Source organism: Aeoliella straminimaris, from assembly GCF_024054565.1.
GTDB lineage: Bacteria > Planctomycetota > Planctomycetia > Pirellulales > Lacipirellulaceae > Aeoliella > Aeoliella straminimaris.
Window position 1 is genome coordinate 35543 of record NZ_JAMXLR010000077.1, and the last position, 22407, is coordinate 57949.

Here is a 22407-nt window from a genome sequence, read left to right on the forward strand (position 1 = left end):
ATGAAATCTTGATGTTGTTGGCACGATTGCCAATTGCCGGTTAAGGCATGTCGCTGCTCAGGCCGCCGGCGGCGGGGACGTAGCAGTGACGGACATAGTCGACCACCATGCGGTGCGAACTGAAGCGTTCGGCCAACGTGGCGATCGATTCGATCATCATGTTGATCCACTTCGAAGGGAGGCCGTCGGCGTCGCGATCGTAGAACGTGGGGACCACCTCGTAGGCCAGCACGTTATACAGATTCTCGGCATCACGCTCGTCGGTGATGTTGTCGTCCACGTGCTGCGTGCCGTTGCCGATGGCGAAGCCGTTGCGGCCGTTGTAGGCCTCGGCCCACCAACCATCGAGAATCGAGCAGTTCAGGCCGCCGTTGAGGATGACCTTCATACCGCTGGTGCCGGAGGCTTCCAACGGACGGCGGGGGTTGTTAAGCCACACGTCGACGCCTTGCGTCAGGTGACGGCCCACGTTGATGTCGTAGTCTTCCACGAACACCACCCGACCAGCAAACCGCGGGTCGCGGCGCAGTTGGGCGATCTTCTTGATGAAGCTCTTGCCACCTTCGTCGGCCGGGTGAGCCTTGCCGCTGAAGATGAACTGCACCGGGCGTTCCGGGTCGTTGATCAGCTCGGCGATCTCGTCCAGCTTGCGGAGGAACAGGTCGGCACGCTTGTACGTGGCGAACCGGCGAGCGAAGCCGATGGTCAGCGCGCTGGGGTCGAGTGCCGAACGCGCCGCTTCCACGGCGGTCTCGTCTTCGTTGCGGCGACGGCACTGCCGGCTGAGGCGGCGGCGGACAAACTCCAACAGCCGGCTCTTCAGGGCGTGGTGCGTTTCCCACAACTCGCCCGGCTCGATGGTGTAGACCTTGTTCCAGACCTCGGGCTCCTCGAGCCGCAGACGCCAGCCCTGACCGAGGTGCCGTTCGAACAATTGCTGCATCGGTTGAGCGATCCAGCTCGGGATGTGCACGCCGTTGGTGATGTGCCCGATGGGGATTTCTTCTTCCACGCGCCACGGCCAGAGGTGCGCCCACATGCGGCGGGAGACATGCCCGTGCAGCGAGCTCACGGCGTTGGCCCTTCGCGACAGCTTGAGTCCGATGACCGTCATGCAGAACGTTTCGTGTTCGTTCTGGGGTTCGACGCGGCCCAAGCCCATGAGCTGCTCGTGCGAGATGCCCAAGTGGTCGCGGAGCGGGCCCAAGTGCTCTTCGACCAGCGCCGCGTCGAAGCGGTCGTGACCGGCGGGCACAGGCGTGTGCGTGGTGAACACGGTGTGCTGGGCCACATCGCGTAGCGCGTCGTCGAACGACAGGCCATCGCCTTCCATCCGCTCGCGGATCACTTCCAGCGGGGCGAACGCGCTGTGACCTTCATTCAGGTGGTAGCAGCCCGGCGTAATACCCAGGGCTCGCAAGGCTTTCACGCCACCGACGCCGAGCACCAGTTCCTGGCGGATACGCGTGCGACGGTCGCCGCCGTACAGGCGGGAGGTCAATTCGCGGTCCTGCGGGCTGTTGCCTTCGACATCGCAGTCCAGCAGGTACAGCTTGACGCGGCCCACGTGCATCAACCAGACCTTGGCCAGCAGCGTGCCATCGCGGGTATCGATAGTCACCGAAATCGGCTTGCCATCGGGACCCGTGGCCGCTTCCATCGGCAGGTTATCCACCTTCGTGTCGAGGTACTCTTCTTGCTGGTAACCTTCGCCATTGAGGTGCTGCTTGAAGTAGCCCTGGTCGTAGAACAAACCAATGGCCACCAGCGGCACGCCCAGTCCGCTGGCACTCTTGATGTGGTCGCCCGACAGCACGCCGAGGCCGCCGGAGTAGATGGGGACCGATTCGTGAATGCCGAACTCGGCCGAAAAGTAGGCCACCGGCTTCGAGCCGAGCACACCGGCGTGAATACCGCCCCAAGTTTGGTGCACATCGGCCATGTAGTCCTTCAGCCGGCGATGGGCCTGGTTGATGCGGGTGTACATCACCATCTCGCCCGCCCGCTCGGCCACCAGTTCGGGGCTCATTTCGGCGAGCAGGGCGATGGGGTTGTGGTCGAGTTGCCGCCAGCGTACCGGATCGAGATCGCGGAACAGGCTGACGACCTCGGGATGCCAGCTCCACCATAGATTGCTGGCGAGGGATTGCAGCTTGTTATACAAGGCTTGCGGGGTGATTTCGGTCCAGTTTACCCGCTCGATAGCGGCGACGGTTCCATCTTCTACCTGGCTCATAACGTGACTCGTCTTTTCCTGATAACGAACGAAGCCTGTACGGACACAACTTCTCTTACGGCAACCATAGCGCGGTCACCAATTGCGGCAATCGCGCGGCAGGATCGCTGAAATGCGGCGATCACCACCGGGCTAGTGTCTCCGAAACGAGGGCGCACGACGACTAACAATCGCCGCATTATAGCGATTTGCAGATAGATTGCGACGCCTCTATGATGTCGTCGAAATCGCTGGCGGACTTTGGCGAATCCCCGCAGTACTTACCCAAATCTCGTAAAGTACGGCCCCCGGGTGGTCGTTGGTCGCCCGGCGGGCAGGGGGGCTCTGGCGTGCAGTTGGCCGGTAGCCGCTCGACCGCGAATCGATTTCGTTCCCTCGCGTGCGGCGAGGGTTCTCTGGTCCGTCACCGGTCTACCAGCGACCTCCGCCGCTTCCACCACGGCGAGGGCCACCACCACCGCCAGCAGGTTTTGGACGCGCTTCATTCACGGTGAGCGTGCGACCATCAAGTTCTACGCCATTCATTCCGTCGATGGCTTGCTGGCCTTCTTCCTGGTTGGCCATGGTGACAAATGCGAAACCGCGAGGGCGACCTGTTTCGCGATCGTTGATGATGGCAACTTCTTCTACTTGGCCGAAGGCAGCGAACTGTTCCTCGAGCGAGGCTTGCGTGGTGTTGTAGGAAAGATTGCCGACGTAGATTTTCATCTCGAGACTCCAAGACGCGGACGTGCAGCAGCCACAACGACCCACGAGGCAGTCGGGCTGCCGCCGAAACAACGGACGTTCGCTAGCGCAACCGAACACCGTATCCAAGTCGCACGCCTGAAAAGATCACCTCGAACACGTCGCCGGGCAGCGGGAGCGTATTCGTAAATTTACCAGATTTGTGGCAAACACCAGTAGAATAGTCTGCGATTTTGCAATATTTCCGGGCCCCCAATGCTGGGGGAAAGCGCAAGCGATAAGCACTCGTCAGCTACCAGCAATTCCACGAATGCCAGCATTCGCCATTGCTATGCTTGGTCGTCATCGGGTTCTTCATCTTCTTCATCTTCTTCGTCGATGCTCGTGAATTGCATCTGCTCTCCGTCCGACAATCCCACGGGCGTGCCGGTTGCCTGCAGCATGTAAGGCTTGCCGTCAGAGAAGTAAAGCAGCGTGGGATGCGCAAGCGACGTGAGATGGTAGTAACCCACCGGCCCGGTGCCATGCGACCACCGCGCCAGCCATTCCGACAACGCAATGAATGGCATGAAGAACTCGGCGGCCGTGGCCGTGCCGGTGATGGTCACATGCCGCTCGGACAGTGTCGTCTTGCCGGCGACCAGCGCGATCACTTCGGTGGGCGATGTTTCGAGTTGCTGCTCGTCGACCTCGGGCACTGCCTCCGGTGTTTGGCCTTCGACAAGCTGCGTGAAGAAGTCGACCACCGCCGCGGGGCAGTGGTCGGCCAGTGGGAAGCTGAGCGTGTATTGGTAGTGGGACATGACGACCAGTATGCGAACAGCGTGCTGAACACGCAATTGGCAGGTCGCGGCTGGTCACGCTCGTTGACGCGCCGCGGTGTCTCGCACCACCAGCATTTCGTTGCGTACCCGCTCCGGGTCGACCAGTCCGTACAGGATGGCTTCGGAAGTCTGCGCGCCCATGCCGGCGGTTTGTACATTCAGTTGCCACAGGCCGAAGTAGCGCAGCACCGGCCCTTGGGCCAACACGACGTCGGTCACCCGGTCCAGCGGGATGGCCTTGCGACGGAGGAACAGCACGCCTTGGTTTACCCGCAGTGTGGTGCCGTCGAGCCAGTAGTCCAGGGCGTCGGTTTGCAGACCGGTAAACCAGCGGCCAATGGTGAGGGCATAGACGATGGCCAGCACCAGAGTGATGCCGAGGGTGAATAACCCCATGACGGCCAGCATCAGCACCTGCGACCAGTAGAAATAGTCGCGGACTCGGTTGCGTTGGATATCGAAATGGAGCAGTTCGGCGTTCATTTTTGGGGTTTCTTGATGTCCGGCGATCACCCAGGGCCGGTATACGGTCCATTATTGTAGTATCCCGCACCAGGCTGTATTTCGCCCGCCCGCAGAGAATCTTGCTGGCAAAACACCTCTTGGCCTGCGGACGTTGGCAACGTAGTTTAGGGCAGTCCCTCCGCAGAACTTCTTGAGAATCACCCCATGTTTTCCGAATCCAACTGGAGCCGAAAGTCGATTGGCGATGTCGACGTGGTGTACCACGACGGTCTCTATCACTTATTCCACCTGGTGCTGCCCAACCACGACTTCATCGCCCATGCGGTGAGCGACAACGCCGTGAACTGGCGGCGGGTGGACAATGCCATCTTCATCGGCGACCCCGGCAGTTGGGACGACCTGATGTTGTGGACTATGGCCATCTCGGCCGATCCCTACAAGCCGGGTAGCTGGCGGATGTTCTACACGGGTCTGAGCCGCTGCGATCAGGGCGTCAAACAACGGATCGGCCTGGCCGTGAGCGACGACCTGTATCGTTGGACCAAGGTGCCCAGTTGGTGGGAAGATCGCCGGGGCAAGAACGACCCCGAGCCGATCAAGCAGGCCATTCACAACCTGCAGCCGACGCAGTGCACCCGCATCAAGGCCACGCACGATGCGGATAGTGCCTATCCGCTGGAGCCCGATCTCGAGTACTACGAGGCATCGTACGACGACGACCGCAACTGGATCAGCTTTCGCGATCCCTTTTACTATCGCGAGAACGGCGAAGGCTACCTGATCATGGCCGCCCGCTCGAACCATGGGCCGCTGGTCCGGCGGGGCTGTGTCGGCGCGATGAAGGAAGTGGCGCCCAACAAGTTCGAGGTCCGCCCCCCGCTATACGAGCCGATGCACTACGACGATATCGAAGTGCCCAACCTGTTCAAGATGGACGACGAGTACTATTTGATCGGCAGCATCCGCGAGGACGCCAAGATTCGCTACTGGCACACCAGCAAGATTGGCCAGCCGTGGCGCAACTATTCCGATAACGTGCTGTTGCCCACCGGAAACTACGCCGGGCGAATCTGTCACGACGACAAGGGCACGCTGCTGTGGAATTTCTACACCGCCAATCTGTACGATCGGCAGCATGGCAACCTGATGCCGATGCCCAAGCGGCTGGTGCACACCTCCGAGGGGCAGCTCAAGGCGCGGGCGTACGAGGGGCTGCGAGAGCGGGAACTCGACACCATCAACACGCGGGCCATCATCACGCTGAAAGACGCCACTAGCGAGGACTACTGCGAGATCGAGGGCGACCATCTGCACCTCAGCAGCGAGGCCGGCTTCCAGGGCTACGTCTTCCGCCAGAAGGCCGAATGCTTCCGTCTGTCGGCCAAGCTGCGGATGGTCGGCGCCGGTAAGTGCGGGCTGTTGTACCGCATCAACCGCCAGAACCACGACGGCTACTACCTGTCGCTCGACCTGCGAAAAGGTATCGCCCAACTCCGCGCCTGGGGTACCGGACCCAAGCGCTCGGGCGAGGACATGATGCGCTTCGCCGCGTTGCAGGGGGGCAACTACTTCGCCGAAGATCGCCACAACGTGAGTATCCAACTGGTCTGCTTCGGCAGCTATCACGAACTGTCGATCAACGATAACGTGATCCTGTCGCTGGCCGACAGCCGTTATCATGAAGGAGCGTTTGGCTTCTACGTCGAAACGGCCGACCTGCACATCCACGACCTGAACGTCGTGCGACTCGAGTCGCCCGAACAGACGGATCACCATTTGACCCGCGGGTAGGGGAATTGCCTCCTACACCTGCCCCTGAATCCTTAACTTCCCATGCCTCCGGTCCTCACCACCTGCACCGCTTGCGGCTGTACTTGCGACGACATTCGCTTGTCGGTCGATGGCGAGGGCGCAGTCACCAAAGCGGACCACGCCTGCGAAATTGGCCAGCAGTGGTTCGCCCGCCCCCCGGCGACGGGGCCGGTGGCGATGATCGAAGGCCGTGAGGCCACGCTCGACGAGGCCCTCGCCCGCGCGGCGGAGATTCTTCAGGGGGCCCGATTGCCGCTGGTGACCGGTTTGCAGCAGGCGACTACCGAAGCCGTGCGTGCGGCCATGGCGCTGGCCGACCAGTTGGGCGCCTGCATCGATTGGACCGCCAGCGATGCCGACGCCGCCTCGACGCTAGCCCTGCAGAACGCTGGCAGCGTGACGGCCTCGCTGGGCGAGGTGGCGCAGCGATCGGACATGGTTCTGGTGTGGGGCATGGACCTCGCTACCACACACCCGCGGCATTTTGAGCGGTATTCGCTGGAGCCGACCAGCGCGTGGATCGACGGTCGCGAGGATCGCACGTTGATCGTGATCGATGGTAGTTCGACAGCCACGGCGAAGTTGGCCGATGAGTATGTTCAGCTCGACCCCAATCGCAGTTATGAAGCTCTTGTGGTCCTCCGCTCACTCTTAGCCGACATCACCCTGGATGCAGCGACAGTCAAACAGCAAACCGGAGTGGCAATCGACAAGTGGCAAGAGCTCGTTGAGAAAATGAAAGCGGCGAAATACGGCGCGATGATTCATGGTGGCGGTCTCGCCGCGAGTCGCGAGTGCTTGATCGCGCTCACCCAGTTAATGGCCGACCTCACCGCCCACACCCGCTGGGTCGCGATGCCCGCCGGCAGTGCCGGCAACAAAGCTGGTGCAGCGAGCGTGCTTACGTGGCAAACCGGTTACCCGCTGGGGGTGAACCTGGCTGAGGGGTATCCCCAGTACGGCCCGGGCGAGTGGACCACCGCGGCAATGCTCGAGCGAGGCGAAGCAGATGCCGCGCTACTAATCGGATTCGAGGGCGACGGGCCGTCGATTCCCACCGTCGCCCTCGACTGGCAATCGACGAATGCCATGGCATCCGCCACGGTGGCGATCCGCACCGCCCGCCCTGGCGTGGAATGCGGCGGCACCACGCAGCGCGTGGACGGGGTGATGCTGCCGATCAGGGCGGCGCGGACGACCGACGCGCCGACGACGGAGGAAGCGTTGGAGAAGTTGAAGAGCCTGATCGAAGAGTAGTAGGGCCGCCGCGGCCGTGAAGAAGTCGCCGGTAGGGCCGATGCGGCCAAAATACGGTTGGGAGCACATCCAACAGATAGCCTGAAGGTCGAACTTCAACCCCATTCAACAATGCAACAAATCTCCTCTCCATCGACGTTTATGGTGAAGTGGCTCCTGCCGGCTATCTATTTTGGGTTGGTGGCGCTGGTGCTGGTTTACTTTGTGAACCGTGTGACGGGGCATTGGACATCGGTGGCGGTTTTGCTCGCGCCAACTTTCTTTGGTGTGCTCGGTTATTCGATCATGCGGAACTACAACTTTCGGCTGGTCGATGAAGTGTGGCTCGACGAGCACGAGATTGCCGTCTGCAACGGCAGCCAGGAGGATCGCTTTCCCCTGCACAACCTGGGCCATATCGAAGTAACCAGCCGGGGCAAAGGCCGCCACATCACGCTGTTTTTGAAAGAGCCCTCCGTGTTCGGCGACGAGATCATGTTCCTGCAATCGATCGACCGTTCGCCGCCGGTCGAAAAGCTGCTCGACGAAGCCTATCGTCAGAGCCAGCTGGAAGCGACGAAATAGACCTCGTCCCGCAGCGGCTTGCGACAGGCAGCAACGGGTATGCCATCAATCCAGCCGATCCGCCAGTTGCTGCCGTTCGAGATCTTCGAGCATCGCTCGGTATTCTCCCTTCATTCCCAGGGGGGCCCGTTTGATGGCCATTTTCATGTACTCAATTGCCTGGTCGATCCGATTCGACTCCGCATGTAGCATGGCCAGCGCCGCGATCATGTCGGGGTCCGACCATTCGCTCAGTTCGCAAGCGGTCTCCACGCTCCACAAGGCTTCTTTCAAAACCCGTGGCGGTGCATCGAGGTCGTTGGCCAACTCGTAGCCCAGCCCGTAGTATGCCCAAGCGTTGCTGGAATCCAACTGGATGGCTTTGCGGTAGTCGGTTATCGCGGCCGGACTGTCGCCGTTGTCGCTGTGTATGCCGCCGCGGATGACGTACGCCCAGGGGAGCTCGGGATCGAGCTCTACCGCCCGATCGCAGTCGCGGAGGGCTTCTTCGCGCCGTTCGAGCATGCGGAGGGCCTCGCCCCGGTCGGCGTAAAACATGGCCTGCGTGGGATCCAGCTCGATAGCCTTGGTGGTGTCGTCCAGCGATGCCTGGTAATGTCCCAGCACGCGATAGGCCTCGGCCCGGCTGCGATACGCCTCGGCCAGGGTGGGATCGGCGTCGATGGCTTGGGAGAAATCTATCACTGCCTCTTCGAATTCCTGTTGCTCGACATGGCGCTGGCCGCGATTTACGTGCGCCGAGGCCGTTTGCGGATTGAGCCAATCAGCGGCCGGGTAGTACAGGGCCCAGCCAAAGATCACGCAGGCCACGCAGGCGGCCACGATCGCTTTTCTGCCAGCATTCTCCTGAGTCGCGACCCCGGCGAACGATTCTGGCGGCGTTACCGTGGTGCAGTATCCTGGATTCCATTCGGTCTGGTCTCTGTCCGCCGATTGGAACACGACCTTGGTCTGCTTCATGACGATGGCAATCGCCACGATCGCCAGACAACTGGCCGCCGTTAGGTAGAAAGGAACCTGCACCACTTCGTCCGGCCCGCCAAAGTAGTAGATGCCGTTGTATTGCAGCTTACACGCCAGCAGCGAGGTCGAGTTGAACAGAATGTGCAGTATCATCGGACCCCACAGCGAGCGCGACCACAAGTACACGCAGTGCAGGACAATGCCCAGCACGATCGTATAACTCACTTGTATGGGGTCGATGTGAAACAGCCCGAACAACAACGAAGTGGCAGCGATGCCACCGACCGGTCCGTACCGCGCCAGCAAACCTCGTCCCAGGAATCCGCGAAAGAACAGCTCCTCGCACACGCCGGGCAGCAAACAGATCACAACGAAGCCGAGGTACCAAGGCTGGTCGCCCAACGCTTCGAACAGCTCATCGAGGTAGCTCGTATAGCCGAGCGGCAATGCCGGCAAACCATCGGGTGTGGCTGCTGCTTGAACCGGCTCGGCAGCCGGGAACGCGCGATCGATGACCTCCGCTACCCGATTGCCGACGGCTTGGCAGACGAACCAGGTGGGCACCGTGAGCAGCACCACCAGCAGCAAATGGAACGGGTTGATGGGGCGCAGGGAAAGCTGCCGCGGGGGGTCGGGTTTCAGGTTGATCAAGCTCAGCGTGAGCATCACCAGATCGGCGACCACCAGCGCGGCGATCATCACCACGTAGCGCTGCGACAATTGGAACCCCCCGATGGCCAGTACGAGAGGAACGATCATGACGGCCGCCACGGTTTGCGCTGCGAACAAGCTCACGAGCCAGCCGAACGCCGGCACCAACGCCATCGCGGGGGAAGCGAGCGGTTCCAGCTCGACAGGCTCCAGGTCCAGGGGCGGTAGGTCCTCAGACGTTGCAGGTTCCTCGCCGGTAGGCGGGTCGGTCATCGGCGTGTCGGCGGTGGCCTCATCGTCGGGCACCAACAGCATTTGATACCCGCAGGCCGGACATTCGCCGTCGTTTTTCGGGATGATCCGTACGTCACAGTGGGGGCACCTGATAATCTCCATGGCGACTCCCAGGCTCCGGAGAGTTGGCAGACATTCAGGGTAGACGCGACTGCTTGAGATGAGAAGGTGGTCGGGGACGAGCTCGCCAGGCACGCATCATCGATGGGTATCGTCTCCTCCGCGTGTGCATATTGTACCCGGAAGTCAACATCGAATCGACTGGTTGTTGCAGCTACCAGTCTTTTCGTTCATTTCACGGTCCATGGCGGCCATGCTACGGGAGTGTGCAGGCTGCCTAGTAGAAGTCGGTGAAGGAAGCGCGGGCGGGATCGCCGCGGCAGCCAGAGCCACTTACCGGTTTTGGCGCTGCTCGATTCACTGCCTGCGCAGCCCGCCCTAGTTCACCTCTGCAAATACCGCGTCCACGACAGCGGGATCCAAGGATAGGCTCACATCCTCCGCTGCGTCCAGCGCCTCGCTGGTGCTAAAGAACATCTGATCCACGTAGAGCGCGTCGAGCGTTGTTTCGCCGTTCGACCGATTGGTGTCGATCGCACGAACGTAAACTAAGCCATCGGTGATTGTGAGCGGTCCCGAGGAATACATGTCGTCGGGTGACGAATTGTCGACCGTGAACATCGTGGTCCACGTGTTCTGATCCAGCGAATACTGAATCTCGAAGTGATCGTTGGAACCGGTGTCATAGGCCTCCATAAAGAAGGTCCAATCTCCCTCTTGGGCAAGGTCGAACGTCCAGATGTGCTCAAGCTGGCTCTTCCCTTGGCCCCGGCTCAGCAGTTCCTCCTGGATCACTTCGTAGAGGCCGTCGTCGACGAGCGTGGCGCTATGGTCGCCGGAGATTACCTCTCCCAGTACCGTACTTTCACCGCTGGTGTAGACGTTGTCGGGCACTACCGCGGTGTCGTGGATCGCAATGGTGGCCGTGTCGGGCGATGCCACGGTATAGTCGCCCGCAACGAGCACGAGCGTTAAGGTCTCGATCCCTTCGCTCTGGCCGTCGTTAACCGGGGTGATGGTGATCGTTGCCTCGGCACTGCCGTCGGGTATCGTCACCGATCCGGTGAGCGTTTCCTGGTAATCGCTGGCGGTCGCCGTGCTACTGTCATCGACAACGTAGCTGACCACCAGATCGCCGGACACATCGCCGGATCGAGTGACAGTAAAGGTGCCCGGATCGCTTACGTCTTCAACGGCCGTGTCGTCGGTGGTCACGAGCGACACCGTGGGGAGCACGGGCCCGGTCTGACGCAGGAAATACATCTCATCAATCGAGATCATGTCCAAGGTCGACTCCTTGGATCGGTCGGTATCGACCACCCGAACCTGAACCGCCCCAGAGATCGGCGCGCCAAACTGGTACTCGTGGACGCTTTCGGTAGTTGCCACGCTCGCGATCATGGTCGTCCAATTGACACCATCGGTGGAGTACTCGAATTGGAAATCATCGGCAGAAAGCGCGGTGCGATAGCCTTCGAACACGAACTGCTGCGCGCTGTCGACCTGACCAAAGTCCCACACGTGTTCCAAGCGGCTTCGTTTGCCGCCGTAGATCTCTTCGGTGATTTGTTCGTTCCGGTCGTCAGCCGCCTGGGTGTCGACGTACGATCCGGCGACCGTGCCGAACACCGAGGTTTCGCTCGCGGCAAAATACCGCTGCACCGCGGGTGCGACGGCGACCGTTACCGCGACCACGTTGCTATCGTGAAGGCCGTCGTTGACGTGGTAGCTGAAGCTGTCGGAGAGATTCTCGCTGCCATCGTGAGTGTAGCTGAAGGTGCCATCCGCGTTGAGCGTGAAATCAGTCGCAAACGCTGGTCCCGTATCCAGCACCGCCGTTAGCGTGTCGCCCGGCAGGTCGGCATCGCTGTCGTTGGCCTGCACGCTGGCCTCGCCCGAGTCCAGCAATGTGACCGTGCCGCCCTCGGTCACGGTGGCACTGTCCGCCACCGCGATGGGCGTGTTGTCGTTCACCGGTGTGACGGTTATCAGCACGGTGGCTGTATCAGCGCCACCGGCGCCATCGTGCACTTCGTAAGTAAAGCTGTCGGAAAAGTTTTCGCTTCCATTGTGGGTGTAGCTGAACGTGCCATCGGTTTTGAGTACGAGATCTCCAAACTGCGGCGCGACGATCGGTGTGGTGTTGATCGTGAGGGTGTCGCCGGGATCTGCATCCGTGTCGTTGTCCAGCACACTCGCAGCGCCACCGTCCAACGTGGTGGCCATCGCACCCTCGTCCAGGGTGACGGCATCTGCATTGGCCACAGGCTGGCTATTGCCCGTGCCAGGCTGGAAGCTGACCACGAGCTTCGGCTGGGTGGGCCCTTCGGCGGAATCGAAGTCGACCCCGTCGGTGCCGGACGAAAGCACTGCCCACCCGTGGTTGGTTGTGGGGTCGGCTTGCCAGGCTGCTAGACTACTCGTCACGTCGATCAAAAGTGTGCCGGTTGCCACGGCGCCGGTCGACGCATCTGCCCATCCGGCGGCTTCCGTACCATCGGCCTGGATGCCAGCGACTCGGCTATTCCAGGTGTCCGTGTCGTCCCAGCTTGTGAGCATTTGATGCAAGTTGAGGCTGTTGCCAGGATTGGAGACCTGCAGTTCAAGTCGGGCAGAGACGAGTTGCGCGTCCAGCGGTACCTGGCCGGCGCCTGTGCCGAAAATGTCCGCAAAGCGGAGCAGGACTTGGGCATCGTCGCCGCTGCCTGATGGTTCGTCCGAGTCGACGTTCAGCTGTGTGGCCGTTGCGTAACTGGTGTCGGCCCGAGCGGGATCTTGGAACAGGTTGGTATCGAACGTTCCCGAGTACGAATTGACACCCTGCTGGAACTCGACCGTGGAGAACGCCCCGACAGTTGTCAAACTGAACACGTCGGTGTTGTCCAGCGTGCCGATGACGGATTCGGCGCCCGCCCCCCAGGCGTACACCGGCACGTTTGCCGCCGTGTGGCCGGTGGTCGAAAAACTCCCGGTGCCAGTGTCAAAGTTGAAGTCCAGTCCGCCCGTTTCGTGATCGGCAGTGACGATCAACAGGGTGTCCGTCCAATTACTGTTCAGGTCTACCCAGTCGATCACCGTTTGGACGGCGTTGGAAAATTCGACCACCTCGGCCTGCAGACGCGGCAGGTCGTTATCGTGACCCGCATGATCGATCCGCCCGCCTTCGACCATCAGGAAGAATCCATCCGGGTCATTGTCCACCAGATCGAGGGCGGTGCCTGTCATCTCCGAAAGATGCGGCAGGTCGTCCAGACCGTCGTATTCGTAGGGCAGGTGGCTGCTGCCGAACTGACCGGAGACATAGACCTCGGTGCCCGTGAGCACCTGCATTTCGTCCGCGGTCGTCACCACGGTATAGCCGGCGTTCGTGGCTGCGGACGCGGACATTCCGTTGGCCCCGCCACCCAACAGCACGTTGGGTAACGTCTGCGAGAGAAAGTCATCGGCAATGGAGCCCGTGTTGTTACGACTCGATTCATGAGCGCCAAAGGCGGCCGGAGTGGCATGGGTTATGTAGGCAGTGGACACCAGTCCGGTCGCCTTTCCGGACAACTGGTGGATCTCGAGCGACGTCTGCAACTCGGAGCCATCGCCGGGATAGGCCAAGCTGATGACACCGTTGTTGACCTTTTGGCCAGTGGCCATTGCCGTGGCGGAAGCCGCGGAGTCGGTCACGGAATTATCGGCCGAGTAGGTGGTCATTTCGGCCTGGTAGGGCAACGTCTCGAAGCTCAGGGGCGTGTCGCCGCTGGAATCCAGGAGGTAACGCCCGGCCTCCACCTGCTCGGGTCCCATTCCGTCGCCGATCATCAGGATGATGTTCGTGGGCATGGTGCTGAGCACTAACCGGGACTCCAAAGACTCCATCCGGAGGTTTCGGCGTTGATTGGAGCCGGGGCACCGGCCAAGAATGTCATGACTTGCGAATCGGAAATTCATCGCCAACCCCTCCAGGAAGAGATACCGTAGTCGTTCCATGCGTGGCCTGCACCGGGCAATGCATCAAAACGGCATTCACAATTAACGACTATACGAGAAAGTAGTCCTGATTGCAGCGACTCCCGCACGCGTCCGACTTCCGAGAACGCGCTACCTCGCCACCTTCTCCCCTGGAGCCGATGAAGAAGAAGTAGCTGGGCAAATGCTGTACCCATCGTCCAATGCGCGACAGCTTTGCAAAGCTGGAAAGGCCTTGGAACAACTCCGGGATAGAAGGATAGTATGAACCTATCTCCCAGATGGAGGTACATCAATCCGTAGGGTTGCCCTTCGGATTAATAGAACGAAGGCCTGAAAAGCCTTGAAGTGGATTTTGTGGTCGAGATATTCGGTTGTGCCGAACAGCGCGCATTCATGTGACAGACGAGCACGATCCAATTCCAGTGCATCGAATCTTCACCGCACTGTCACTTTCTCAGCGACAGTGCCCAGGCCTCCAACGCTGATCCACCCGGAACTCGCCGAAGTGCCGCAATAACCATCCCGCCTGCCGCAGTGACGCGGAATCCTCGCGACCGACGCCATGCGGCGCTGAACACTAACTCGGCCGCATTGCCCAAGGGCAACTTCAGCCGCGGGGTGGCATCAGCGCATCGGAGCTTGCAGGAAACTCAGTCTGTCGCGAACGGTGGCGCGCCACCCCGCGATCAGCGCGCCGCGGTGGATTCGCGCCGGGTTATTGGATGGAGGCGCCGTCGCCTTTCTACTTCTCAGCCTTCTCGCTGTCTTTCTTCTTCGATTTCGGCTGCGGCGAATAGTCTACGACCAGCACTTCTTCGACGTGCGGGCGCAGCAGGCCGGCGAACTTGATGTGCTCGGGGTGGGGCAGGTAGGCCGCGCGGTCGGCGTCCGAGTTGAAGGTGACCAGGAAGCAGTGGGTGAAGCCGCTGCTGAGACCCTCGGGGCTGTTGTTCAGGCCCCACTCTAGATCGGCAATTTCCTCGATCTTCTCGGGCAGCGAGGCAAACGCCTGCTCGATTTCGGCGATCTTCTCTTTCGAAGTGCCTTCCTTGAATTGCAGCAGCACCACGTGGCGAATCATGTCCCTCGCGGTCTTCTTCGCCGGTTTGGTCGATTCGGCCGGCTGGCTCTCGGCCGACGAAGACTCGGCGGCTGCGGCCGGGGCGGGTGCATCCTGGGCCACCACCCAGGACGTGACGGCGGCCGTGAATAGCAGAAAAGAGGTAATAATGGCGGTGATGCGGAAACTCATGCTACACTTCTCCTACGGTGGAAAAACGCTTCAGATGCTCGATCGAGTGGGGATCGGTACCTACTTTTTACCATATTCAGCCGTTCTGCGGGGCAAGAATGAAACCCAGCGGCCGAAGGCGTAGTAGATATTCTTGGCCTGCCCGGTGTCCTGCGGCAAGTGGCCATCCGGGGCGTGGAAACCGGCCTGGCAGTGGTTTACGAACCCCCACGTACTTATTTACAACAACAGTCTTCAGGCGGACCGCTCAGATTCCGACTTTTGACTGCATTTCACACCGACTTCACATCCTTCCCTCGGCGAGGAGTACCCGTCATGCGTTCTATTGTCTTCCGTCCGAATAGCCCGTTGATGCGCGCCGTCGTGGCCGCCAGCGTGTTGGTTGCCGCTTCGGTAGCGGCAGCGGCCGACATGGCCGACCACGCCAAGTCGCTGAGCGTGGCTCCCAAGGACTCCGCGTTCTACGTTGCCTGGGTCAAGAACCAGCAGCAGATGGAGTCGATTGCCGAGAGCAATACGTGGAAAAAGTTCATGGCCATCCCCGTTGTACAAATGGGATGGATGCAGGTGCAAACGCAGTGGCAGTTTCCCACCCAGCCCGAACTGGTGCAGTTCAAGAACTGGTTCGACAGCGAAGAAGGTCAGGACGTGTTTGGTCTGGCCAAGGAAATGTGTGCCGAAGAGTTCTTTGTCTATGGCGACGGCTCGGTAACCACCCTGCTGCAAGTGCTGATGGAGATGAACTCGGAGATGACCCGCGCCCAGTTCCAGTCCCTCCAACTGTATGGCGGACCTGACGCGGTGGACGAGGACGTGATCGCCAGAGAAAACGCCATCAAGCTGCTCGACAAGTACAAGGGCCAGCTCGGCATTCCGAACCTGGTAACCGGCTTCGTGATCGAAGACAAAGCCCGCGCTTCGCGCGTGCTGGATATTGCCGAGAACCGTCTGCGCGAGGCGATCCAGCAAGAAGAAGACGTGCCGCCATGGGTGCTCGAGAACCTGGAACGCAGGCAGGTAAACGGCAACGAACTGCTGACCTTCACCATCACCGGCGATCAGCTTCCCTGGGACGAAATCGAAGAGGACCTGGTCGAAGCGCCTGAACTGTACGAGAAGCTCAAGTCGTTGTTGGAAGACAAGCAGGTGGTCTTCGCCCTGGGTATTGTCGACAACTACATGCTGTTGAGCGTGACCGGTTCGCTGGATTTCTACGAGAACTTTGGCAAGGGCGACTCGCTGGCCGAAACCAAGGAGTTCAAGCGGCTGAGCGAGCACGCCGACCAGAACGTCATCACCCTGGGCTACGCCAGCGGCGATTTCATGAAGGCCCTGGCTTCGCAAAAGAGCTCGTTCGAAGATCTGGCTGTCATGGCCAAGGGCCTTCTGTCGATGGCCGACCTGACCGAAGACGAGTCGAAGGCCATCGAGAAGGATATCGACGAACTGAAGGACGACATCCTGAAGTGGCTGCCCAAGCCGGGCGCCGTGGCCGCCACCACGTTTACCACCGATCGTGGATACGAGAGCTTCACCTACAACTGGGGTGAGCAGCCGGCCACGATGGACGGTTCGAAGGAGCTGACGCTCATCGATCACCTGGGTAAGGATTCGCTCGGTTGGTACGTCGCCCGTGGCAAGCAATCGCCCGAAGGCTACGACGAGTTCGTCGATTGGTGCAAGCGTGGATTCGCCCATTTCGAGACCATTGGCGAGCGTCAAGCGCCCGAAGACGACTGGGCCGAGTACACGAAGGTGCGGGATGAAGTGCTGCCGTTGCTCGAGCAACTGGACGAAGCCAACCGCAAGTACCTGATCCCCGGCTTTGCCGATGGTCAGAGCGCCATCGTGCTGGACGCCAGCGTTACCGGCAAAGAGTGGTGCGACTACATGCCGGCTTCGAAGAAGGAGTTGCCGCTGCCAACCATCGCCTGCGTGGCGGGCGTAAGCGACGCCAGTGCCGTACGCGATGGAGCGAAGATTTACTACGACGTCATTCAGCAGGCAATCGACAAGGCCCGCAAGGCCAACCCGGATGATGTGCCACCCATCGTGCTGCAGAAACCTACGGAGTCGACCACCAGCTCGGGCACTATTTACTCGTACGCATTGCCCACCGAATGGGGCGTCGACGATCGCATCGCTCCGAATGCTGGCTTGAGCGACTCGGTGCTGGTGCTGAGCGCCCTGCCCGAATTGAGTGAGAAGCTGCTGGCTGGTTCGCCTCCGGAGCTGGACGGCCCGGTGGCCGATTTCGACCGCCCGCTGTTGGCGGCCGGCCACTTCAAGATTGCCGGATTCATCGAAGCGGCCAAGCCGTGGATCGATTACGGCATTCAAGTGGCCATCGATCAAGCGGATGAAGAGGGTGGCAACATGGTGGCAACCGTGGGCTTCATCAAGCCGCAGGTCGATCAGTTGATCGAAGTCATGCAAGCCATGGACAGCTATACCGGCGTCACCTACCGCGACGGCGACGCCTGGGTGACGCACGGCGAGATGCGGATCATCGACCTGGAGGATTAGTCGCCCCGCAATCCAATGCAACGAGTTGCACAGGAACACTAATCGATGCTGATCTTCGCCACTGGGTGGAGATCAGCAGAGATTGGTGTTCCTTTTTTTGTTGAGGCGAGTTTCGATTCTACGACTTGTCGGCGCTATCTATCGCCGTGCGCCCAACCAATATGCCCAGCACGCCACCGCGAAAATAACGAGGGTCCCGATACCGAAGCTGATCGGATCGGCTGGAGTGACAAGAATAGCAGCCACATTGGACACGACGGCGATCACCGCTAGCGACGCCGCATGACGACGAGGCGAAGTCCGTCTTGGCAGGGGTGTCGACTTTTCCTGCGGTGCGGCGTAGGGGTTTTCAGTGGGGTCGCTCACGATGGCCGCCGCTGGTGATGTGTTAATTGCTGCCAAAGTATATTGTGGGCAACGAGTTCAGGCAAATACGGTCAGCCTGGAACTTCGCTACGCTACAATCGAGGGCATGCGATTCACCATCCGCTCAATCCTGGTGCTGACCGCCGGCACTGCGCTGTGGCTGACGCTGCTGGTGCACGTGCCCCAGGTGGCGGTGATCATCGCCGCCTTGTTTGCAGCGTTTGGCCTATTCTGGGCCGCCAGGTTGGTGCCACGTGGGAGGGCACGCGACGCGATGTTTGTCCTGGGGGTCTTGTGGTCGTACTTTACGTCTTACCTGCTGGCGATCGCGCTGTGGCCCAGGAATCCTCCGGAAGTCGTCGACGCGCTATACACGTTTTCCTTCGACTGGCTGAGGCATACGCCAATGGACCCGCTGCTGGAGTGGTACTTCCACGTGTGTGGCGTTTGAGTGCGGCATGGCAAGGGATCAATGATGATGGGGGAGGCGTTGACGTGACTGATCTGTGTGCCATTTCGAACGAGGCTCGCCGTCTGAGGAATCTGGCTTGCCGTCTGGTTGGCGTTGAGACGCCTTGGGTGGTCGGCCGACTGAGCTCCCCAAATCCCACCGAGCCGACCGGGGCAACGTAGATCCTTCAGTCGCTTGGGCCTCCTTTAGACGACATGCTCCCCACGCGAATGCGTTATAATCGGGAACATGAGATTTTCGATTCGTCTGATTTTTGCGCTGACCACCATCCTGGCACTGTGGCTCGCCCTGTATGTGCATGTGCCATCGTTTGCAATCGTCGTAGGATGGCTGCTCGTGGCCGTGGGCGTTACGCGACAGTCGTGGAGGACCGCGTAGCCGCCGGCGGCCCCAGTTTTAGATGCTAAACTTCCCCTAGGCCGGCTGGCGGCCTTGTCCTTCGCTCAGATTTAAAGTCCGTCCGGAACTAACGATGCATCGTCGCCTGTTATTCCTCCTCACCGCGTTTGCCATCAGCCCGTTGCTGCCGAAAAGCGTTTGTGCTCAACAGGCCAACGGCGACCTGGCCGGCGCGCCGCTGGCCCATGCCCGGCAAACGGCCATCGACGCCCGGGCGTTCCACCGCGAGCTGGACGCCGAGAAGATTGCCAAGTGGATCGAGATCGCTTCGGTCTGCACCATGGCGGAGTTCGAGCTGTTCCTCGCTCCCCTGACGGACGATGAACAGAAGCTGGTCGAGAAGTTGGCGACCATGCCCGCCCCGATCGTCAATCGTCTGCACTTCGAAGACCTTCGCGCGGTGCTCAAGGCCGGGCAGCTTTCGTCGTACTACGTCGAGGAAGAACTCGGCAAACATCTTGCCCACACGACGCCGGCCATCGAAGACAAACTCTACGGCGCGTTCGACTGCGTATTTGCCAGCGTCGGACCGCCGGATGGCTCGCCTCGCTACGGCGACGTGGTGATTCGAATGGAGGATTCGGTCCGCGATGGCGCCTGGGCCACGCCGTTCAGTGGCATGCACTTCATCTACGCGGTTCGCCATCAGGACGCCCGTAAGATGCAGGACCTGCTGGCCGCTGGCAAAAACTTGCCAACCGACCCGACCAACCCGCTGAGCCTCGGCTTCGACGACCGGCTGCACTTTTCGCACTACGTAGTGACCGAGCGGCACTGGAACAGGGCGCTGGCGTATCAGGCGATTCTCGTGCTGCGGAATGCAGGCGACACGGCGGCCGGCACGCGAATTCGTCAGCGGTTTGCGAAGTTGCTCTCAGAGGACGACCCCCGCAAGTTCTGGAAGACATTCATACCGGCCCGCGAAGAGAACCTGTCCGAACAACAACAAGCCGCGCGAACTCCGTTCGGCTACCTGGAAGGCAAGTTCGACAACCGGCTGACGACTGCCCAGATGACTTCAATCGAAGTACCGGCCGACAAGCTCAAAGAAGTGCTCACTTGGCCCGAGGCCCAGCCGCATCGGCATCTCATTCGCGCCAAAGCCAATGATGTCCCCTAGGAAGTTGGTGATCCGCCACTTCAGGTCTCTTCGGCGCGAAACTCGAGCCTCTTCAAAGCTTCATGCATGAATAACTGCATCTGAAACTCGTGACGCAGATCGGCGTCCGACATTAATTCACGTACTAATTGACGCATGCCGATCTCGTCGAGTACTCCGTCCACGTAATTATGGCACAGACGTTCGAACAGACTGCCGTTCTCGTCGAATTCGTCGTCAACCATGGCCCCCAATTGAGCTGTTAGCCCACCTCGCTGAGTAATCGGACGTGGATTCTGCACGACAGGGCGTCTCCTAGAACTAACATCTAGCTAGCGAGAAGGCAGTGTATTTACCGTGCCTTACTTACTAAGACACCGGCCGAGATGAAGATATCCCACCAATCCGCGTAGAATTCTCTGGATGGTTTTATTGCCCCTTCATCCGGCTGCTGGTATTGGTATCGCTGGGGAGTCGCTTGGTACGCAGGTTGGGGAACACCAATCGACGCTAATCTGCGCTGATCGATGAGTGCAGATTAGCGAGGACTCGTGTTCCCCTACTCCTTACATACCTTTCACTTCGCAACGCTTTGCGTCAAACTAATCCTCCATGGCCACGCTCACCAAGATCTCCGGGGGAACCGTCTTCGATCCTGCCAACGGGATCGATGGCGAAGTGCGCGACTTATGGTTCTCGAATGGCAAGATGGTCGCGCCACCGACGGATAAAAACGCCAAGGCCGATCGCACCATCGACGCAGCGGGCCTGGTGATTATGCCGGGCGGGGTCGATATGCATTGCCACATCGCCGGGCCGAAGGTGAACGTGGGACGCAAGCTACGGGCCGACGATCGCCGCGATCCGGCCGCGGCTTTGGAGCGAACAAGACTTACGAGAAGTGGCACACTCGGCTCCGTCCCATCCACCTTCGCCACGGCTTACAAGTACGCAGCGCTCGGCTACACGGCGGCGTTCGATGCGGCCGTGCCGCCGCTCGGGGCGCGGCAGGCGCATCAGGAGCTGGCTGACACGCCGTCGATCGATCGGGGCTTTTACACGCTGGTCGGCAACAACCACTACCTGATGGAGCAAATCGCCGCCGGCGAGCCCGAGGGCGTCGAGGCGTACCTCGCCTGGTTGCTCACTGCCACGAAGAGCTACGCCCCCAAGCTGGTGAATCCCGGCGGTGTGGAAGTTTGGAAGCAACTCGGCGCCGGTGAATCGACTGGCCTCGACGATCGGGTGCCAACGTTTAACGTCACGCCCCGCGAGATCATCCAGGGTATCGCCCGTGCCGCCAATGCCCTCGAGCTACCGCACCCGGTGCACATCCACTGCAACCAGCTCGGCATGCCCGGCAATTGGAACACGACGCTCGAAACGATGAAGTCGCTCGAGGGACATCGCGGCCACCTCACGCACATTCAGTTTCACAGCTACGGCGGCGGCGAAGGGGAAGAGTCGTCGCTCAAGAGTCAGGTTGCCGAGCTGTCCGAGTACATCAACGCGCACGAGAACTTGTCGGTCGACGTTGGCCAGGTGATGTTCGGCAATACCACCAGCATGACGGGCGACGGGCCGCTTGGTTACTACTTGCGGAGCATCTACGGCGACCGCTGGTACTCGGCCGATGGCGAGGTCGAGTCGGGCTGCGGCGTGATGCCCATCGAGTACAAGAACAAAAACCTGGTGCACGCCCTGCAATGGGCGATCGGCCTGGAGTGGTACCTGGCGGTCGACGACCCGTGGCGGGTGGTGATGAGCACCGACCACCCCAACGGCGGCTCGTTCCTGGCGTACCCCGAGATCATCCGCCTGCTGATGGACCGTACCTATCGCAATGACGTGCTGGCCACCTGCCCCAAAGGACTTGGTAAGCGAACCGCGCTCGCCGACATGGACCGCCAGTACACACTCGGCGAAATCGCCGTCATCACCCGCGCCGGCCCCGCCAGGCTGCTGGGCCTGGAGCAGAAAGGCCACCTCGGCCCGGGCGCGGATGCCGACATCACGCTCTACACTCCGAGCGAAAACTTCGCCGAGATGTTCCAGTTGCCGCGAATGGTCTTCAAGGCGGGCGAGCTATTAGTGGAACAAGGCGAAATCCGCACCGCCACCACCGGCCGCACGCTGCACGTGGATGTATCGTACGACCAGGATCGACTCGCTAACCTGCCCGAGTGGTTCAACTCGCGGTACTCGCTGGAGTTTGAGAATTTTGCGATTGGTGAAGAGGAGTTGGGAGAGGTGTCATCCTGAAACTGCGGTAATGTCATCCAGAAGGAGCCTAAGCGACTGAAGGATCTCGCGTGCCCTCGGAGAAGGTATTGAGGAACGCTAATCTTCGCTAATAATTGGGGAGAAATATGGATGCCGATGTGCCACGCCGAGGGAGAATCTGATAGTCTCAGAGTAGACTTCGTAGGGCTGTGACATACGGTGTCTTTTTTAACTCTATACCTTTTGCAGTCAGTCCAGGCAGATGCTCCAGTACCGAACCAATCTACTGTTGCTAGT

The 22407-nt window shown here is 60.4% G+C and carries 16 protein-coding genes; 8 read left to right on the forward strand and 8 right to left on the reverse strand.

Annotated features, from left to right (window positions below):
* Nucleotides 1-40: 40 nt before the first annotated feature.
* The 4 genes from glgP to NG895_RS22465 form a co-directional block, all read right to left on the reverse strand.
* Nucleotides 41-2236 carry an alpha-glucan family phosphorylase gene (gene glgP / locus NG895_RS22450; RefSeq protein WP_252854781.1) on the reverse strand — a complete coding sequence of 732 codons (2196 nt, stop codon included), beginning with the start codon at nucleotides 2234-2236 and terminating at the stop codon, nucleotides 41-43.
* Between the two features lie 411 nt (nucleotides 2237-2647).
* Nucleotides 2648-2944, reverse strand: a complete 297-nt coding sequence (locus tag NG895_RS22455; protein ID WP_252854782.1) for an RNA recognition motif domain-containing protein — start codon at nucleotides 2942-2944, stop codon at nucleotides 2648-2650.
* Between the two features lie 308 nt (nucleotides 2945-3252).
* Entirely contained in the window at nucleotides 3253-3726 is a 474-nt protein-coding gene (locus tag NG895_RS22460; protein WP_252854783.1) for a hypothetical protein, read from the reverse strand.
* Nucleotides 3727-3780: 54 nt separating this feature from the next.
* Entirely contained in the window at nucleotides 3781-4230 is a 450-nt protein-coding gene (locus NG895_RS22465) for a PH domain-containing protein (protein WP_252854784.1), read from the reverse strand.
* 186 nt (nucleotides 4231-4416) lie between these two features.
* Here NG895_RS22465 and NG895_RS22470 point away from each other — a divergent pair, with 186 nt between their 5' ends.
* The 3 genes from NG895_RS22470 (at nucleotide 4417) to NG895_RS22480 (ending at nucleotide 7845) form a co-directional block, all read left to right on the forward strand.
* Nucleotides 4417-6003, forward strand: a complete 1587-nt coding sequence (locus tag NG895_RS22470) for a glycoside hydrolase family protein (RefSeq protein ID WP_252854785.1) — start codon at nucleotides 4417-4419, stop codon at nucleotides 6001-6003.
* A 42-nt stretch (nucleotides 6004-6045) separates the two neighbouring features.
* The gene (locus tag NG895_RS22475; RefSeq protein WP_252854786.1) at nucleotides 6046-7281 is read left to right on the forward strand and encodes a formylmethanofuran dehydrogenase subunit B; all 1236 of its coding nucleotides are present in this window, start codon (nucleotides 6046-6048) and stop codon (nucleotides 7279-7281) included.
* 111 nt (nucleotides 7282-7392) lie between these two features.
* Complete coding sequence (locus NG895_RS22480; protein WP_252854787.1) at nucleotides 7393-7845, forward strand: hypothetical protein; 453 nt, start codon at nucleotides 7393-7395, stop codon at nucleotides 7843-7845.
* A 45-nt stretch (nucleotides 7846-7890) separates the two neighbouring features.
* Here the strand turns inward: NG895_RS22480 and NG895_RS22485 are convergent, their stop codons facing one another.
* From NG895_RS22485 to NG895_RS22495, 3 genes are all read right to left on the reverse strand, one after another.
* Nucleotides 7891-9855, reverse strand: coding sequence for a tetratricopeptide repeat protein (locus NG895_RS22485; RefSeq protein ID WP_252854788.1), 1965 nt, complete (start codon nucleotides 9853-9855; stop codon nucleotides 7891-7893).
* Between the two features lie 336 nt (nucleotides 9856-10191).
* Nucleotides 10192-13656: an alkaline phosphatase gene (locus tag NG895_RS22490; protein ID WP_252854789.1), complete on the reverse strand. Its 3465-nt coding sequence runs from the start codon at nucleotides 13654-13656 to the stop codon at nucleotides 10192-10194.
* Nucleotides 13657-14515: 859 nt separating this feature from the next.
* Complete coding sequence (locus tag NG895_RS22495; RefSeq protein WP_252854790.1) at nucleotides 14516-15025, reverse strand: Dabb family protein; 510 nt, start codon at nucleotides 15023-15025, stop codon at nucleotides 14516-14518.
* 315 nt (nucleotides 15026-15340) lie between these two features.
* Here NG895_RS22495 and NG895_RS22500 point away from each other — a divergent pair, with 315 nt between their 5' ends.
* The 4 genes from NG895_RS22500 (at nucleotide 15341) to NG895_RS22515 (ending at nucleotide 19908) form a co-directional block, all read left to right on the forward strand.
* Nucleotides 15341-17551, forward strand: coding sequence for a hypothetical protein (locus tag NG895_RS22500; protein ID WP_252854791.1), 2211 nt, complete (start codon nucleotides 15341-15343; stop codon nucleotides 17549-17551).
* A gap of 367 nt (nucleotides 17552-17918) precedes the next feature.
* On the forward strand, nucleotides 17919-18368 hold the full coding sequence (locus NG895_RS22505) for a hypothetical protein (RefSeq protein ID WP_252854792.1): 450 nt from the start codon (nucleotides 17919-17921) through the stop codon (nucleotides 18366-18368).
* 249 nt (nucleotides 18369-18617) lie between these two features.
* Nucleotides 18618-18767 carry a hypothetical protein gene (locus tag NG895_RS22510; protein WP_252854793.1) on the forward strand — a complete coding sequence of 50 codons (150 nt, stop codon included), beginning with the start codon at nucleotides 18618-18620 and terminating at the stop codon, nucleotides 18765-18767.
* 94 nt (nucleotides 18768-18861) lie between these two features.
* A complete protein-coding gene (locus NG895_RS22515) occupies nucleotides 18862-19908 on the forward strand; it encodes a hypothetical protein (RefSeq protein ID WP_252854794.1) in 1047 nt (348 codons plus the stop codon).
* 20 nt (nucleotides 19909-19928) lie between these two features.
* Here NG895_RS22515 and NG895_RS22520 read toward each other — a convergent pair whose 3' ends face one another.
* Nucleotides 19929-20189: an anti-sigma factor gene (locus NG895_RS22520; protein ID WP_252854795.1), complete on the reverse strand. Its 261-nt coding sequence runs from the start codon at nucleotides 20187-20189 to the stop codon at nucleotides 19929-19931.
* A gap of 310 nt (nucleotides 20190-20499) precedes the next feature.
* On the opposite strand from NG895_RS22520, the gene NG895_RS22525 reads away from it, so the two are divergent.
* The gene (locus NG895_RS22525) at nucleotides 20500-22149 is read left to right on the forward strand and encodes a formylmethanofuran dehydrogenase subunit A (RefSeq protein ID WP_252854796.1); all 1650 of its coding nucleotides are present in this window, start codon (nucleotides 20500-20502) and stop codon (nucleotides 22147-22149) included.
* Nucleotides 22150-22407 lie beyond the last annotated feature (258 nt).

What these genes read in the sequence shown, in the direction of transcription:
- NG895_RS22465 (WP_252854784.1), bottom strand. Translation starts at nt 4,230, where the DNA reads ATGAACGCCGAACTGCTCCATTTCGATATCCAACGCAACCGAGTCCGC.
- NG895_RS22470 (WP_252854785.1), top strand. Translation starts at nt 4,417, where the DNA reads ATGTTTTCCGAATCCAACTGGAGCCGAAAGTCGATTGGCGATGTCGAC.
- NG895_RS22515 (WP_252854794.1), top strand. Translation starts at nt 18,862, where the DNA reads ATGCATCGTCGCCTGTTATTCCTCCTCACCGCGTTTGCCATCAGCCCG.
- NG895_RS22485 (WP_252854788.1), bottom strand. Translation starts at nt 9,855, where the DNA reads ATGGAGATTATCAGGTGCCCCCACTGTGACGTACGGATCATCCCGAAA.
- NG895_RS22525 (WP_252854796.1), top strand. Translation starts at nt 20,500, where the DNA reads ATGGCCACGCTCACCAAGATCTCCGGGGGAACCGTCTTCGATCCTGCC.
- NG895_RS22475 (WP_252854786.1), top strand. Translation starts at nt 6,046, where the DNA reads ATGCCTCCGGTCCTCACCACCTGCACCGCTTGCGGCTGTACTTGCGAC.
- NG895_RS22460 (WP_252854783.1), bottom strand. Translation starts at nt 3,726, where the DNA reads ATGTCCCACTACCAATACACGCTCAGCTTCCCACTGGCCGACCACTGC.
- NG895_RS22480 (WP_252854787.1), top strand. Translation starts at nt 7,393, where the DNA reads ATGCAACAAATCTCCTCTCCATCGACGTTTATGGTGAAGTGGCTCCTG.
- glgP (WP_252854781.1), bottom strand. Translation starts at nt 2,236, where the DNA reads ATGAGCCAGGTAGAAGATGGAACCGTCGCCGCTATCGAGCGGGTAAAC.
- NG895_RS22495 (WP_252854790.1), bottom strand. Translation starts at nt 15,025, where the DNA reads ATGAGTTTCCGCATCACCGCCATTATTACCTCTTTTCTGCTATTCACG.
- NG895_RS22500 (WP_252854791.1), top strand. Translation starts at nt 15,341, where the DNA reads ATGCGTTCTATTGTCTTCCGTCCGAATAGCCCGTTGATGCGCGCCGTC.
- NG895_RS22510 (WP_252854793.1), top strand. Translation starts at nt 18,618, where the DNA reads ATGAGATTTTCGATTCGTCTGATTTTTGCGCTGACCACCATCCTGGCA.
- NG895_RS22505 (WP_252854792.1), top strand. Translation starts at nt 17,919, where the DNA reads ATGGCCGCCGCTGGTGATGTGTTAATTGCTGCCAAAGTATATTGTGGG.
- NG895_RS22455 (WP_252854782.1), bottom strand. Translation starts at nt 2,944, where the DNA reads ATGAAAATCTACGTCGGCAATCTTTCCTACAACACCACGCAAGCCTCG.